This is a genomic window from Asaia sp. HumB (assembly GCF_030263835.1).
GTDB lineage: Bacteria > Pseudomonadota > Alphaproteobacteria > Acetobacterales > Acetobacteraceae > Asaia > Asaia bogorensis.
The window spans coordinates 65,167-80,898 of record NZ_JARPML010000001.1; the positions used below are offsets into that span (position 1 = coordinate 65,167).

The 15,732-nt window shown below is 60.1% G+C and carries 13 protein-coding genes; 3 read left to right on the top strand and 10 right to left on the bottom strand.

Annotated elements, in window-relative coordinates; all coding sequences use genetic code 11:
• Positions 1-193 precede the first annotated feature (193 nt).
• Complete coding sequence (locus P5689_RS00370) at positions 194-1,378, top strand: MFS transporter (RefSeq protein WP_285531638.1); 1,185 nt, start codon at positions 194-196, stop codon at positions 1,376-1,378.
• A gap of 21 nt (positions 1,379-1,399) precedes the next feature.
• Here the strand turns inward: P5689_RS00370 and P5689_RS00375 are convergent, their stop codons facing one another.
• The 6 genes from P5689_RS00375 to P5689_RS00400 form a co-directional block, all read right to left on the bottom strand.
• Positions 1,400-1,570, bottom strand: coding sequence for a hypothetical protein (locus P5689_RS00375; protein WP_285531640.1), 171 nt, complete (start codon positions 1,568-1,570; stop codon positions 1,400-1,402).
• A gap of 590 nt (positions 1,571-2,160) precedes the next feature.
• Positions 2,161-3,168, bottom strand: a complete 1,008-nt coding sequence (pstS, locus tag P5689_RS00380) for a phosphate ABC transporter substrate-binding protein PstS (protein WP_285531642.1) — start codon at positions 3,166-3,168, stop codon at positions 2,161-2,163.
• Positions 3,169-3,687: 519 nt separating this feature from the next.
• Positions 3,688-5,265 (bottom strand): carbohydrate porin, encoded by a 1,578-nt coding sequence (locus tag P5689_RS00385; RefSeq protein WP_240149292.1) that lies wholly within the window; start codon positions 5,263-5,265, stop codon positions 3,688-3,690.
• A gap of 338 nt (positions 5,266-5,603) precedes the next feature.
• A complete protein-coding gene (locus tag P5689_RS00390; protein ID WP_285531645.1) occupies positions 5,604-6,383 on the bottom strand; it encodes a copper resistance protein B in 780 nt (259 codons plus the stop codon).
• Complete coding sequence (locus tag P5689_RS00395) at positions 6,380-8,278, bottom strand: copper resistance system multicopper oxidase (RefSeq protein ID WP_285531646.1); 1,899 nt, start codon at positions 8,276-8,278, stop codon at positions 6,380-6,382. Before P5689_RS00395 ends, P5689_RS00390 begins: the two co-directional genes overlap by 4 nt.
• A 71-nt stretch (positions 8,279-8,349) precedes the next feature.
• Positions 8,350-8,742, bottom strand: coding sequence for a hypothetical protein (locus P5689_RS00400; protein ID WP_285531647.1), 393 nt, complete (start codon positions 8,740-8,742; stop codon positions 8,350-8,352).
• Between the two features lie 158 nt (positions 8,743-8,900).
• Between P5689_RS00400 and P5689_RS00405 the strand changes: the two genes are divergently transcribed.
• Both P5689_RS00405 and P5689_RS00410 read left to right on the top strand, forming a co-directional pair.
• Positions 8,901-9,116: a heavy-metal-associated domain-containing protein gene (locus P5689_RS00405; RefSeq protein WP_023978077.1), complete on the top strand. Its 216-nt coding sequence runs from the start codon at positions 8,901-8,903 to the stop codon at positions 9,114-9,116.
• Positions 9,117-9,434: 318 nt separating this feature from the next.
• Positions 9,435-11,795 carry a heavy metal translocating P-type ATPase gene (locus tag P5689_RS00410; protein WP_285531648.1) on the top strand — a complete coding sequence of 787 codons (2,361 nt, stop codon included), beginning with the start codon at positions 9,435-9,437 and terminating at the stop codon, positions 11,793-11,795.
• 26 nt (positions 11,796-11,821) lie between these two features.
• On the opposite strand, the gene P5689_RS00415 is transcribed toward P5689_RS00410, so the two are convergent.
• From P5689_RS00415 to P5689_RS00430, 4 genes are all read right to left on the bottom strand, one after another.
• Positions 11,822-12,250, bottom strand: a complete 429-nt coding sequence (locus P5689_RS00415; RefSeq protein ID WP_023978075.1) for a DUF2141 domain-containing protein — start codon at positions 12,248-12,250, stop codon at positions 11,822-11,824.
• Positions 12,240-13,361 (bottom strand): glycosyltransferase family 2 protein, encoded by a 1,122-nt coding sequence (locus P5689_RS00420; RefSeq protein ID WP_081866858.1) that lies wholly within the window; start codon positions 13,359-13,361, stop codon positions 12,240-12,242. The genes P5689_RS00415 and P5689_RS00420 overlap by 11 nt, the downstream gene beginning before the upstream one ends.
• The gene (locus P5689_RS00425; RefSeq protein WP_023978072.1) at positions 13,336-13,968 is read right to left on the bottom strand and encodes a lysophospholipid acyltransferase family protein; all 633 of its coding nucleotides are present in this window, start codon (positions 13,966-13,968) and stop codon (positions 13,336-13,338) included. Before P5689_RS00425 ends, P5689_RS00420 begins: the two co-directional genes overlap by 26 nt.
• A 175-nt stretch (positions 13,969-14,143) precedes the next feature.
• Positions 14,144-15,718 (bottom strand): phytoene desaturase family protein, encoded by a 1,575-nt coding sequence (locus P5689_RS00430; protein ID WP_285531650.1) that lies wholly within the window; start codon positions 15,716-15,718, stop codon positions 14,144-14,146.
• Positions 15,719-15,732: the final 14 nt, after the last annotated feature.

The following is a 15,732-nucleotide window of genomic DNA, read 5'->3' on the forward strand; positions in this document are numbered from 1 at the left end:
ACAAGGCGACGCGTTCATTCAGGCGGCGTCGCCTCGCCCGTGCCGGGGCAGCAGGATGTTTCGACCCAATGGGCAATGACAAATAACCCACATGCTGTCTTGCCTAATCTGCCGCCCGCGCCTATCGCCTAGCCCACTGGTCAATGTTGAGGGGACCGCCCGGAGCGGATGGCGGAAAGGGGAGCGCTTTGAGATGGTTGGGGTGACGGATCAGGCCGCGGCAAAATGTGCAGCTCCGGGCAGGGTCCCCCGTCATGCCATGATCATTCTGGCTCTGGCTGCCTTTGTGACCTTGCTGACCGAGATCATGCCTGCCGGATTGCTATCGCTGCTCGCAGATGGCCTCCAGATTACCCAGGCGGCAAGCGGGCAGTTCATCACGGCTTTTGCTCTGGGTGCCCTATGCGCTGCTCTTCCTTCAACGGCGCTGACCTACAAGATGCCACGTAAGCGCCTGCTCTTGCTGGGGCTGGTCGGCTTCACCCTGATCAATGCAGCAAACGGCATCATCACCAATCTGGCGCTTGCCCTTACCATTCGTTTTTTCGCCGGATGCTGTGGCGGGCTGATCTGGGCCATGTTCGCGGGTTACGCAACGCGGCTTTCACCACCGGCACAACGGGGCAGGGCAATTGCGCTGGCGGGTTCGGGCGTCACGCTGGCACTCGTGCTTGGTGCGCCGTTGAGCGCGGCAATTGGCCAATGGCTGGGCTGGCGCGGCGCCTTTTTGTGTCTTGGCGGGTTTTCGGGCCTGCTCGTGATCTGGTCGCTCTTCTTTCTGCCAGATGCACCGGGCAGTCAGGCCGGGAGCCATTTCAGCCTCTCAGGCAGCCTGCGTCAGCCTGGTGTGCTCGCCAATCTGACACTGATTTTCAGCTTCGTCGCGGCCCATAGCCTGCTCTACGTTTTCATCGAGCCCCTGTTGGTCCCCTCCGGACTTGGAGCGCGCGTGGATCTCCTCCTGCTGGTCTTTGGCGGAGGCTCGGTTGCCGGTCTCTTTGTCACCGGCATTCTGATCGATCATCATCTCTCGCGGCTGACGATGGCCAGCATTCTCGTATTTATGGCGGCCTGTCTGCTCATGTCACTCGGTCTGACGCACAAGCTTCCGGTCTGCCTTGGTGTTGTCATGTGGGGTATTACCACTGGCGGGTTTGCAGCCCTCACGCAAAGCGCAATGACGAGCATCGCGGGACGCTTCATGGATACCGCTCAAGCCATGGCGACAACGGCCTGGAACCTCGCCGTGTCAGCCGGTGGGTTATTGGGGGGCGTGTTGCTGACCCATAGCAGCATCGTCGCGCTGCCTGTCGCCGCGATCCTGCTTTTGGTACTGGGGCTGGGGGCCTATCAACGCGGACTGCGCCCGCTCATTTGAAGGATAGGCCCTGTCAGGCCGTCAGAGCGTTTTGACGTGCGTCGTGGCAACGCGCAGACGATGTTTTCTGACCGCGCGCACGGTGAACACAGCCAATCCGACGACCACGACAGTTGCTGCGAAGCTCAGCGTGAGCGACTGCAGATCGGTCATCGCATAATGTAAATGCGTAGGGCCCCACCATCTTGTCATTTTGACTCTCCTTTATTCTGGGCCGGCGAACCAGCATTTAGCTGGCCCTTTGTGCTCTTGTCAGAAAGCTGATCCGCTCGACACGGGAAGAGTGGGCGTCTTGGAAATCATCGTCAATATTCAACTACAGTCACAATAATCACGATATTGTCTTGTTGACATAGATCAAAACCAAGAAATACAAAGACATCGAATACTAACCACAACATGTGCGTTTGCAACACAAGGATGATCCGAAGCCACCAGGGCGAGAACGGCACCGGAGAGGGCTTTCTCCTTGGGGGAATTGTCATGCGCCGGGTAGCGGTGGCCGCTTTGTGAGTCCTTTCCGAGCCCGAGCGGCCGCTTCACAGGTGAGTTGCTAACAGAAAGCTGTGACTTGCTTACATTGCGCGTGCTCAAGCAGTCAGAGACGCTCAAGATGCGGAAACTGCGGAGGGATGAGGCGTTCGGGCGCCTCAACGTCATATACGAGCGAGTCGTAAAATGGCCCCTGGAACAAAAAAGCCCGCCACGGTCACGTCAGGCGTGCCGGGCGGGCCTCGGTATAGGTCCGGCTGCAGTCAGGCGCAGCCGGAAGCAGGGCGACTTCAGTTCTTAGGCCAGCCCTGCAGGACCGCGTCCTTCACGGATTGCGGCAGCGGAACATAGTCCAGCTTCACAGCGTCAGGATTGCCGTTCTTGAGCGCATAGCTGAAAAAGTCCTTCACGGCCTTGCCCTGCGCAGCATCCTTCGGGTCAGTCGGAACCAGCACGAAGGTGGCACTCATGATGGGCCAGGCGTTTACACCAGCGGTGTCGAGCAGATCCACGGCATAACGGTCTGCATGAGCCCAGTCGGCATGAGCCGCAGCGGCAGCGAAAGCAGTGGAATCCGGCTTGATGAAAGCGCCATCATGATCACGAAGCTGCGCCATGTTCAGATGGTTGCGGCTTGCATAGGCGTATTCCACGTAGCCGATACCGCCTTCTGATTCCTTTACGCCAGCGGCAACACCGTCATTGCCGCGCGCACCTGCACCGCCTGCCCAGGCAATTGACGTACCAGCGCCGAATTTCTGCTTCCAGGCGCCGGAAACCTTGGCGAGGTAAGAGGTGAACACGAAGCTGGTGCCCGACGCATCGGCACGATGGATCGGGGCCACATCCGTGTCCGGCAGCTTGAGACCCGGGTTGAGTGCCGCAATGCGCGGGTCATTCCAGGTCGAGATCGTGCCGTCATAGAGCCCTGCAATGGCAGGGCCATCCAGCTTCAGCGCGCCGGGGGCAATACCCGGAACGTTAACGATAACAACGATCCCGCCCATGGCCGTCGGAAACTGATAGAGCTTGTTGCTATCCAGCTTCGCCGCGTCCATTGGCTTGTCAGAAGCGCCGAAATCGACCGTACGCGCAATCGCCTGGTTCTGACCGGCACCCGAACCAACGCTCTGGTAGTTTACAGAGGTGCCGATCGCCTTTTGTGCAGTCTCACCCCAAGCGCCATAGATCGGAGCCGCGAAGCTCGATCCGGCGCCGGTGATGGTGGCAGCGTGCGACACGCCGCATGACAGGGCCAGAGAGAGCGACAGGGCGCCGAAAATTCGGGAAAGCTGCATTGTTTGACCTCGATAGATCGTGATGACGGCTCGTTCTATCGGCGCCAGAAACAGGAAGATACATTTATAAAATGATAGTTTTATGAAAGCCTCCGGCGCTCCGGCATGGTGCACGGCGTGTCTTGAAACCTGTTACGCGCTGTGTCTGATGGGAGCCGTGATACTGCTCTCCGCTGGCGAAATTTGTTCGATCGAAGCGGGATCAGCCAGCTCCGACCTCTGCGGATGATCGGCCCGGCGCTCTGCTCAGTGCAAGGGAAACAGGTCGACCAATGAAGATCGTAGCAGATCGGTCGGGCAGAAGATTACGCCGCGCCCGGTACCTCGTCTCTGATCAGCGCATCGGCGGTCAAGGAGGCGGCTACAGCGTCCAGAGCGGGATGAGCGCCATCCCCTTAATGGGGAGCGGAGGATGGGCTGACCGGCCATTGTCAGGTTCAGCGTCCATCAGGCCAGCGCGCGTGCTCTGAATCCTTCGATGGCCCCATCCGTGAGAGAACGGGGCCACGGGACGCAGCGTCAGAAGCTCACGCCTGTTTCAAGGTCGATCAGCAGGGCGTTTTTATACCGGTTGGTGCCGCCTGGGTGCCAGATATACTGCAGGCCGGGGCGGATGGTGAGCCACGGAGCCGGACGCCAGCCATAGTTGATTTCGCCGGAATGTTCACCGCTCGGCTTGAGCAACCCGGTATCCTGCGTCTGTACCGCCTGAAGGGCTCCCACATAGGCGCCCAGCTTGGGGTTCACGAAGTTAAACTTGCCACCGATGCTGATCGTATCGTTTGGCCGGTTCCAGAACGTCCCCTTGCGCACGACACCCCAGGTGATGAAATACGGGGCGATTGCCGTGCGTGGGTCACCCCAGGTGAAGGACAGGAAGGCCACGGTCGAGCGCGATGAATCGCTCCTGTCGCGCTGCAGCATCTGGTCGGCCATGAACCATCCGCCGTAACGGCCGCGCACCTTGTCGATGGGCAGATTGCCGAGCACGCTTGTCGGCAGCTCAAAGCCTGCCAGCTGGGCGTAGACGTTCTTGACCTCTGACGTATCCCAGTAACCGCCAATCTTGACGTTGGTCGGCAGGCGACCCTTGGTGTCCGTGCCGCCGAAATGCCACCCAAGCTGGAAGGGCAGGTAGGCGCCGGTCGATCCGTGCAGCCACATCTTCCAGGCATAACCCGTGTTCGAAATGGTCGGATCGACGTTATAGATGCCAGCCGAAACGAGCATGCGCTGATCACCGAAGGGGAAAAGCTTCACGAACGCGCCGGGATGGGCTGTCGGATAGTAACCATAGCCAGAGTTGCTGGCGAGTGCCTGCGGCATACCGCAGATCGCGTTCGATTCGAACTGGCAATAAAGATTCATGCCCCAGTGCATAGTGGACTGACCGAAATCATTTTCGGTATTGATCCAGCCGATTTCGGTATCGGCGTAGCGGTTCCACTGCATTTCCCATGAGAGCCGCGTAAAACGAATGGTCTCGCCCGAACCGAAGATTTCCTGCGGGCTGTTCAGCGCGGGAAGCTGCTGGCCAATGCCGAGGCCGGCGCGCTCGGTGAGCAGCACATGGAACATACCGTAATTATGCCCGGTAAGCTGGGCAAAATTGACATCGGCTCCGATCGCGACTTCATGAGCATAGCGCACGGTCTGGGCGCGTCCGCCGGTGGGATTACCCGCGCTGTCCTGCAGGTAGTGGCCCTGCGGCGTGATGCCCATGTTCTGCAAGCGGGTACGCAGGCCGCCCCAGTCACCCGTCATTGTGGGCTGCTTCAGCCAGTCTGAAAAACTCGCCGGAAAAAGGGCCTCGTTACCCGGTACCGGCACGAAGGGGTGGCGCACGGTGCCCAGAGAAGGCTGTGTGCGATCATAGGGGCTGCCATAGAGATTGGGCGGGTTATCGGCGCCCTTGCCTGCATGATTCTGGGTTGCCGTCTCCTTGAGCATAGGATCGAGCGTGGCTGCGGTCTGATCACTCGGGCTTGCTTGCTGGCTCTGACTCTGGGCCGAGGCCGGTGCAACGAGAAGGCAGCTTCCAAGTATCGTCCCGGCAGCCCAAAGTGCCAGACGCCCCGCGGCATTCTTTACAGGCATGATCGCGTGATCTCTCCATTTCGACAGGTAACAACCTCACGCGACGCAAAGCTGAGATATGGCCAAGTCTGTGCGTCGTTGCGCCCTCCCTATCAATATTTCATATCATGACAAGGAGATTGACGGCCGCAATCTGTTTCCCACGTTGTGGGCTCCTGGCCTGTGTTTTTAAGGCAACACCTATATATCGGGTGCGGATTAACAAAATACTGTCACGCTCGGCATGGCGCGGCCTGCATCGACTGTAAACTCGCGTTGCGTGGTACCCCGGCGGCTCAAAGGCGACCCGCCGGGAAGATCGTTTTCCCTTGCCCCGTCGGCAGTCGGTCATCGCATGATCAAAACCAGCTGCGAATACCGACCGTCAGGCGCAGGTTGCCGCCGCTATCGTCTCGCTCCCGTGCAAAACGCCGCGCCTGCTGGAAATAACCATCATACGTCATGGCGATATAGGGCGCGAATTCCCGCCATATCTCATATCGCAGCCTCAACCCGGTATCGATATCGGAAATTCCCGCACCGTTACCCCGGGCTGGATCGGCCTTCGAATAAAGGTTCAGTTCGATCTGAGGCTGCAGGATCAGCCGGTTTGTCAGCAGAATGTCGTACGAGCCCTCGAAACGGGCGGCAAAACGACCCTGATCGCTGACATAGCCGGTGGCCTGTAACTCGAACTGATAAAGCGACAGCCCCTGTATACCGAGCGCCGCCCAGGTGCGTGTAGGACCGCTATCCAGATCGACACGAACACCGCCCTGCACGTCGAAATAGGAGGATACGGCGCGGCTATAGAGAACCTCCTGATCGCCATCTCCCATGCGGCCTTTCGACACGGTGCCCTCGGAACGCAGCCAGAGGCGATTATAGTCGCCGCCGACCCAGGCTTCGCCATCCCACCGGAAGCTCGAATTTCGTCCGGCAAGGCGCCCCTCGAACTCGTCGAGCAGGCCATGGACCCATATTCCCTGATCCATGACAGGCATGACACCGTCGATATAGCTGGGCATCGTTGCACTCGACTTTGCCTGCGCCGTAGGCGCCGCATGGCTGCCCGATGAGAGCAAAAGGGTGCCGGCAAGGCCAGCCAGAAAGTTGATGGTGTGTCTGCGCATGTTCATGACACCACCACCGTGCGGAACATGCCGAGATGCATGTGATAGATCAGGTGACAATGCAGCGCCCACATGCCCGGCGTGTCTGCCGTCACAAGATAGCTGAGCTTCGAGCCAGGCTGGGAGAGAATGGTATGCTTGTTGGGCCTGAGCGCCCCCTGACCGTTTTCCAGCTCGCTCCAGAACCCATGCAGGTGAATCGGGTGCTCCATCATCGTGTCGTTGATGAGCGTGATCCGCACACGTTCCCCCAGACCCAGCATGATTGGTGGCGCTTCAGAGAATTTCTTCGCGTCAAAACCCCAGATATAGCGCGTCATATTCCCTGTCAGGTGCAGCACGATTTCCCGGCTTGGGGGGCGTTGGTCCGGGGCAGGGCGCAGGGCACGGAGCATTGCGTAGGTGAGGACTACACGCCCGTTATCCTCCAGTCCGTCCCCCGGTTCGGATAGGCGATTGACCGGGTCCATGGCGACATTCTGGTTTTCCACATTGCGTGGCGGCGGGCCGGGGTCATCAATCTGGATGGGCTGCGCCGGGGTGAGATGCGTGCTTGACGCGGGTTTATCTTGCGGTTTCATGCCGCTCATGCCGCTCATGCCGCTCATGCCGCTCATGCCGCTCATGCCGCTCATGCCGCTCATGCCGCTCATGCCGCTCATGCCGCTCATGCCGCTCATGCCGCTCATGCCGCTCATGCCGCTCATGCCGCTCATGCCGCTCATGCCGCTCATGCCAGCCGGGCCGTTCTCCACGCGCCCCATTCCCATATCGATCATGCTGCGTACGGGCCGCGGGTCCATGGGGGGGACGGGCCCCATCATCCCCATGGCGGGAGCGAGTGTGCCGCGTGCGAAGCCGGTGCGGTCTTCCGGCTGGATGAAGATTGTCCATGCTCGGTTGTCGGTCGGGGTGACGATCAGATCATAGGTTTCAGCCGGTCCGATGCGGAATTCCTCAACACGCACGGGCTCAACATCCGATCCATCAGCAGCAATGATATCGAAATCGAGCCCCGGTATCCGTAAGTCGAAAAGGGTCATGGCCGACGCATTGACGACACGCAGCCGGATCCGCTCGCCCGGGGAAAACAGGCCGGTCCAGTTGTCATCCGGTGATTGCCCGTTGATGAGGTAACTGTAAATCACCCCGCTGACATCAGAGATATCCGTGGCGGACATCCTCATGCGCGACCACATCAGGCGGCTCGCCAGAGCGTCATGCAATCCATGCTGGCGGGCTTCATGAAACAGCGAGGCGACGCTGCGCTGGCGGAAATTGTAATAATCGTCCTGCTGCTTCAGATTACTGACGATGTCATGCGGCGCGACATCGCTCCAATCTGACAGGACGAGAACGTAATCCCGCTCATAGTGATGGAGCGGCGGCCCTGCCGGATCGATCACCAGCGCGCCAAAAAGCCCCTGCGCCTCCTCCATGCCGGAATGGCTGTGATACCAGTACGTGCCCGATTGGCGCAGCGGGAAACGGTAAGTGTAGCGACCCTTGGCAGGAATGCCGGCAAAACTCAGGCCCGGCACACCGTCCATGTTGGCTGGCAGCCTGATGCCATGCCAGTGGATCGAGGTAGGCTGATCAAGATGGTTGATGACATTCAGCACCATCTCGTCACCCTCGCGCCAGCGGAGGGTGGGGGCAGGAGCGCTTCCATTGACCGTAAAGGCGCGGCCCCTGCGCTTGCCGACCTGCCAGGGTGCCGTATCGACAGTCAGGTCATACGTGGAGGCGGGCGCAGGCGGAATGGCTGAGGGGTCAGATATGTGTGCCGCGGGCGTCATGGCGGGCATCGCGCGGGCGGACGAGGCAACGCCGAGCCCCGCCAGCCCTGTGACGAATTTCCGGCGATTGAGCGCCGGTCCCTTGCGTGTCAAGGCAATCATGAAACAGGTCCTGAATGATCGGAACGGAACGCGCGGCCTAAAAAGATCAGACCGGCATACGGATCAGCGATTCAGGAAAAGCGGGGCGGTCTGGGGTCCGGAACCCTTTGCAGGCCTGCCAGAACAAAGCCGGATGAGGCAGCATAGCGGGCTACCTGCACGGCGAGCGGACGGGCAGGTGACGTGGCAACAAGAGCGACATGGCCAGTTGTGCAGGACAGGTTCGGGGGGCAACCATGGCAGCCTTCCCCATGCAGTTTGTGCCGGGGGTGTTCCGCCTTGCCCATCATGCCGTTTGTGGCTGCGTCAGGCTGGCCCACCCCACTCATGGTGACGCTGGGATGATGCATCGCACATCCCGCATGGGTGCTTTGAACCGGCATTTCGCCGCAACCGGTCAGCTGCGCGCTAGCCGCCTGCGCCGGGAACGCCCCGCGCAGGATCAGGCAGAATGCAGCGAGCATCACGATCCATAGAGGCGTGCAGCGGTTCGGCATGTCGTCCCATAGAGGTTACAGGGAAATAATCGGATCAGGTGCGACACTCTCTCAGAGGCATACGTTGATTGCAACCGTATTGATCACCATCTCGGTCTGGTCATATTGGCAAGGAGCATGAAACAATGAGCGAGACCCTTGATGTCAAAGTTGAAGGCATGTCCTGCGGGGGCTGCTCGAGCCGCCTCGAAAAGGCACTGCTCGAAATCCCCGGCGTGACGGATGTCAAAGCCAGCCACGAGACGGGCGATGTGCGCGTCACCACGGACGGTGCGGCTGTGCCGCGCGCCGCGCTGGAAACGGTCATCGAGGAAACGGGCTTCGACATCGCACGAGGCTGAGATGCTCGTCTTTCGCCGCCCGGAGATCATCGTGGCCCATTTCGTCGGTTACAACACGGCGGGATGGGCTCAGCGGTCGTCGCCTTGAACGCGCCCGTCGTTTGACGAGCCAGCGGTAAAATCTGATCGACACGGGTCAAACGTTGGCATCTCGCACACTTCGTGCTGATGGCTGCGGTAAGATGGTACTTCCGACGGTCCCTGCGGGTTAGGCGGTAGCGCCTTCTATCCGATGGCGGGGCCCGATAAGAGATGCCTGATCGGCAGAGGCAAGCGTTTGAAACGAGCCTTTCTTCCAGTCGAATGAGAAAGTATTCCATGAGCGCCAGCAGTCTTGATCTGGAAGTAACGGGTATGAGTTGCGCTGCCTGCGCGGCACGGCTGGAGAAAGTGCTCAACCGGCAGGATGGGCTGACAGCATCGGTCAATTTCGCATCCTCGCGCGCGATCATCTCCCGAGCGGATGAGGGGCCAGATCTCGGCGCCATTGAAAAGATCGTTGAGAAGACAGGATTCGGTCTTGGGCATCAGGAAGCACGATTTGCCATTGAGGGAATGAGCTGCGCCGCTTGCTCTGCGCGCCTGGAAAAGGTGCTCAACCGCCTGCCGGGCGTCAGGGCAGCCGTCAATCTCGCCACCGAGACCTTGCAGATCGATTACGTCGCGGGGGCGGTCACGGAGAATCGCCTCGTCGAGGCCGTTCGCAAGGCGGGCTTTACGGCAACCTCCACAGCGGACCAACAGGGGCACGAAGCGCCTTCGAGAGAACCTGTAACGGCGCAGCGGCATCTGGCGATTATCGCCCTGTTCTGTATCCCGTTTGCCGTCGAAATGCTGGGTATGGCGGTTGGCGCCCATCACCTCGTGCCGCTCTGGCTTCAGGCGCTTTGTGCGAGTGTCGTACAGATCTATGGTGCCCGTCATTTCTATCGCAGTGCCTATCATGCCCTGCGGAGTGGCTCGGCCAATATGAACGTGCTGGTCTGCCTCGGGACAAGCATCGCTTACGGCTTCAGCATGGCCGTCACGCTCTGCGGGCTCGATCTGCCGGTCTATTTCGAGGCAAGCGCCTTCGTGATCCTCCTGATTTCGGTTGGCAGGCTTCTCGAGGCGCGGGCGCGTCAGAAAGCGGCTTCCGGTCTGGAAGCTCTGCTCAATCTGAGGCCGCAAACTGCCAATCGCGTAACGCCGAACGGCGTGGAAATCTGCGCTGTCGCTTCATTGCAACGCGGTGATGTGTTCGTGGTCCGCCCTGGTGAAGCTATTCCAGTTGATGGAGAGGTTATCGAAGGCGCAACCGAGATCAATGAGTCGATGCTCACAGGTGAGGCTGTGCCCGTTCTGCGTCAGGTTGGCGATACGATTTTCGCCGGAACGCTCAACACGACGGGTGTCGTACGCGCCCGTGCAACCTCGCTTGGGAGCGAGACCGCACTGGCCCGCATCGTGGCGATGGTCTCGCGTGCGCAGGGATCGAAAGCCCCGATCCAGCGCCTGGCGGATCGTGTCTCGGCCATCTTCGTGCCCACCATCATCATCATCGCCCTGTTGACGTTCGTCATCGGCTTTCTGGCAACGCACGATGCGCAATGGAGCCTTGTCTCGGCCATATCGGTGCTCGTCATTGCCTGCCCCTGTTCCCTGGGCCTTGCGACACCAACCGCGCTGATGGTCGGGACAGGCAAGGCGGCCTCTGCCGGTATCCTGTTCCGCAATGCTGAAGCGCTCGAGCGCGTTCATCGTCTCAAGGTGCTGGCCTTCGACAAGACAGGCACGCTCACCAAGGGGCAGCCTGAAGTCGGAGCGATTTATCCTGTAGAAGGGGTGACCGAGGCGGAACTTCTGGGGGTGGCGGCATCGCTTGAGGCCAACTCCGAGCATCCATTGGCGAAGGCCATCATATCGCGGGCAAGCGAAGCTGGGATCGCCTCCGCGTACAGTCTGGACCATTTCCGCGCCGTGCCGGGCAAGGGGATCGAAGCGGCAGCAAAGGAAGAGACCTTTCTGCTGGGGACACCCGAATTCCTGCAGGAACAGGGCATCGCCGTGTCGGCCCTACCATTGGATGCCGAAACGCAGAGCATTGCCTGTATCGCACGCGGTGGCGTCTATCTTGGCACCATAACCCTGTCTGACGCTCTGCGCCCGGAAGCCGCGGCCATTGTTTCCTGGCTTCGCAAGCAGTCGATCGAAACGATCATGCTTACAGGCGATCGCGAGGCGGTTGCTGCGCGGGTCGCCCGGGAAGCAGGTATTGACGAGATCAGAGCTTCACTTCGACCCGAAGGCAAGGTTTCTGCGGTGCAGGCGTTGCGCGGTGAGGGTCGTCTGGTTGGTATGGCTGGGGATGGCATCAACGATGCGCCTGCTTTAGCCGCTGCGGATATCAGTATCGCAATCGGTTCGGGCTCGGCCGCGGCGCTTGAGACGGCAGATCTCGTTCTGATGAGTGCGGATCTGCGTGCGATCCCGGATGCCCTGTCTATCTCCAAGGCGACCGTCAGCAAAATAAGGCAGAATCTCGTTTTCGCCTTTGGCTATAACGTCGCGGCCATACCTCTTGCAGCCTGCGGACTGCTGGACCCGGTGATCGCCGGCGGGGCCATGGCGCTCAGCTCTGTCTCGGTGGTCACCAACTCCCTGCTTCTCAATCGCTGGCGCTCACAACGATCCCTCTGATCGCTGCAGCGCCGAGCGGGGAAGCTTCAGTGTGTGATCAGGCTGACCTTGAGCGCACCGCCCTTGGGTGTCAGTCTGACAGCACAATCGTCAAAGCTTGGTGGCCCGAAACGGACGCTCGGATCCCGTGAAAACCCTATGGGCTCCTTGGGTATGCCGATAAACGAACGGTCGAGCCGGGCATTGCCGTTGCGGTCCTGATAGGCCTGCACGGCATATACGCCTGCCGGTATGTCGGCAAAATTCACGGTAACGTCTGGCTTAGATGATTTCACCTCGGCATGGAACCTGCAGCTGGGCTTGAGGAACTCATCCTCCGTGCAGATCGCAACCTTGATGGTACCAACGTCATCGGGGACGTTTCCAATAACCGCCTGAACGGGGCCTGCCACGGCCGTGAGAGGGGCGAGCGGCAGGGCCATAAGGGTGGCGAGCAGACCAAGTTCAGGTTTCATAATATCGTCCTTTCCAAGTGACAGGGCGTCCAAGCACATGCCGCATGCGGGCGTGAAACTGGATGAAAAGCAGCATGAACACCCCGACCGGACTGGCGAGAACGGTGCGTAACCCCTGCTGACACCGCAGCGCCACCAGTAGACGCAGTGCAAGGCTCGCCAATCGCGCAAACTGCATCGTCGGGGTGCCACGAAGCAGGAAGGGCAGGATATGTCCTCCGCCCAGCAGGAGCGTCCATATGGGCAGGGCGACAGGGCCGGCCAAGCCTTCCACGGCGTTCTTCATCAATCCTGCATAGACCTCGCGCCCATTGCGGTACATCCGGCATGTGGCGAGATCGGTGGCATCGATCAGCCGTGTGCGAAAACCTGCCCGACGCATTTCGCGTGCCAGAGCAAGGCCGTCGTGAAGCTTGTCCCGTATCTGCCCATGGCCACCACTCTGACGATAGGCCTCTGCCTTGACCATGACCAATTGCCCGCAGGCCGCGGCGAGGGCGGGTGTACGACCCTTGTCGAAAACAAGTGGCAGATAACCGAAGAGCAGGACATCAATGAAGGGCAGGAGAAGCCATTCAAAGCCCGAGCGCATTTCCTGACGTGGCACACCGCTGATCAGTGACGGGGCGTGTACGCCCTCGGTAAGTGCCAGCAGCCGTGGAATTGCGCGTTCCTCCAGCCGGACATCGGCATCGATGAACAGGAGCCATTCCTGTGTGGCGGCGGCAACAAGCTGGGCGCAGGCATGGTTCTTGCCACACCAGCCTTCAGGGAGAGGTCGTCCGTGCAGCAGTCGTACACGTTTGTCGGCAATGGCTTCGACACGTGCCGCGGTATCGTCCTGAGAGCCATCATCGAGCACCAGAACCTCGCGCACCGCAGCTCCGTTTGCGAGAACGGCCATGATGGCCGCCTCGATCTGTGCCCCTTCGTTGCGTGCGGGAATAAGCACAGAGATACCGGCGCTGCGGGCATTTGAACGTGAGGGCGCGCGGCTCAGGGCACGCAGGTTGAGCAATCCGACCAACAACGGAAAGGCTGCAAGGGCTGCGATGGTCAGTTCAGCCCGCGTCGGGGCTGACCGTTCAGCGCCCTGCGTGGCGTGGGTCATGTTTTTCCCTCCTCATCAGGCTGCTGAGTTTCTGAAGCTGGGCATACAATCCGCCCATGCCGGATCGCCCTTCGAGGAGAAGTCGGAAACGTGCATGGTCGCGTGTGATGACATCTGCCGCCAGCGCATCCTGTGTCGCCTCAAGAGCGTCCTCCAGAAACGCGTGATTGGCCTTGAGGCTACCGGGCAGGCTGGAATGAGGCACGGGCTGGCCGAAACGTATGAATGCTTCTGCCCGACTTTCGGAGCCGTAGGCATATTCGATTGCAACCGGGCTGATCACGCAGTCTGTCGCCTGACTGGCAATATGAGCCAGGCCCGGCTTGAGCCTGACGGGTCGCAGGCGGACATCCGTAAATTGCCCTTGTGCAGTGAGCCAGAAAACGCCGCCGCTTTTCAGGATGGCTACGGAGTGGTGCAGGAACTGCCGTAGCGAACCATGCGATGACGGATCAAGCGGCAGAAACCCGGCACGATTGAGAGTGGGGTAACGTTTAAGCGTCCGGGCATCTATCGGGCCGAAGCCTGGTCGGCCCGGCATGAAATGCGACTGAAGCAACGCAAACAGGGCAGGGTCCCACCAGCCGGGATGGTTGCTGTAGAACAAAGTACCGGATGCTAGGGACGCGTCTGGCTTATGTCCCGACCACTGCACGGAGGCAAAATGACGGGTCAGGCGTTGCCTGAGGGCCCGCGTGATCCAATAAGTAAGAAATGGAGATCGGCCATAGGCCGTCTCCAGTCCCGGTCGCCACGCGTTACCACGGTTGCCGCGTGACAACTCAGCCAGCCGCGCTGCGTGATGCTGCACCCGATGGGGCGACGGGCGCGGGACTATCCGTATCCAGGCAATACGCAGCGATCCAGCCCGACATGAGCGCCATAGGCATGCCGGGGCCCGGATGAGCGCTGCCACCCGCCATATACAGCCCTGCAATGTCGTCCGACCGATTTGCAGGCTTGAAGCCGCCGCTCAGCTTCCCATGGCTGGCAAGGCCATAAATGGCACCCGCCTGAGGTGAGTATCTCGTATGGATATCCATTGGGGTCAGGTGGTGTTCGGCCACGATACGCTCTTCGATATCAGGCATACCGCCCGCTTTCTTCAGCTTGTCGAGGATAACCTGACGATAACCCGGGAACATCTCGGTCCAGTTCTGGCCGGGGCGCAGATACGGCGTGTGGACCAGCACATAAAGGGCCTCTCCACCTTCCGGCGCGGTTTGCGGCTCGGTCCTGGCGGGCGCAGCGAGATAGCAGGTTGGGTCCGGGGCAGGGCGGCCCTGATGATAGATCGCGTCGAATTCCTCTTCCGCATCGCGTGAGAAGACGAAATTGTGGTGGGCAAGGTGCTCATAGGCCTTGTTCAGGCCCAGATAGAGCACAACGCCCGAGCACGCGGGCTCGCGAGACTTCCACTGGCGACGAAACTGGCGGAAGGCCTTCGGTGCGGCCTTGCGATCGATCAGTTCATACATGGTACGCACGCTGTCCATGTTCGACACGACCGCCGATGCGGCGATGGTTTCGCCGGATTGGGTCTCGACACCATGGACCCGTTTTGCGTCGTGCAGGATACGCTTGATACGACAATTGGTGCGAAACACGACGCCATTCTCTTCGGCGATCTTGCGTAAGGCAACGGGTACCGCGCGTGTTCCGCCTATCGGATACCAGATGCCTTCATCAACCTGCATATGGGCGATACCGGTCAGTACCGCCGGCGCTTGGAGGGGGTTAGAGCCCACATATTGCGTGAAATGATCGAAAACCTGCACAGCCTGCGGGTTGGTGATACGCTTTCTGATCTCATGCCCGAGCGTAGAATGCATACGCAATGCGAGGACGTCTCGCAGCGTCTTGGGCGCAAAAGTCTCACCAATGTTCATGGTGTCGCGCAGTCCGCCGACGGATTTCCAGAATACGAAACGTCGCGAGATATCATGAAGCCGCTCGCTGACCCTGAGCAGATCCTCATAACCAGCTCCATCGCCGGGCTTACGTTTTTCCAGCTCCTCTGACATGAGGGCAATGTCCTCAACCAGATCGAGAGACTGGCCTTCGTCAAAGAAGCAACGCCATTGCGGATCCAGACGACGCAGGTCGAGACGATCCTCCATACGCAGGCCGCTTTCGGCGATGATGCGGCGCAGCACGGAGGGAAGCGTGAGAATGGTCGGTCCCATATCGAAACGGAACCCATCCTGATTATGCTCGGCCGCCTTGCCGCCCGTCCAGTCATTGGCCTCGCATACGATCACCTCGTGACCGCGGGCGCTCAGCGTGCAAGCGGCGGCCAATCCCCCGAGCCCCGCCCCGATGATGACTATGGGTGCTCGCTTCGTCGTATTCAGCATGGAATTCTCTTCCG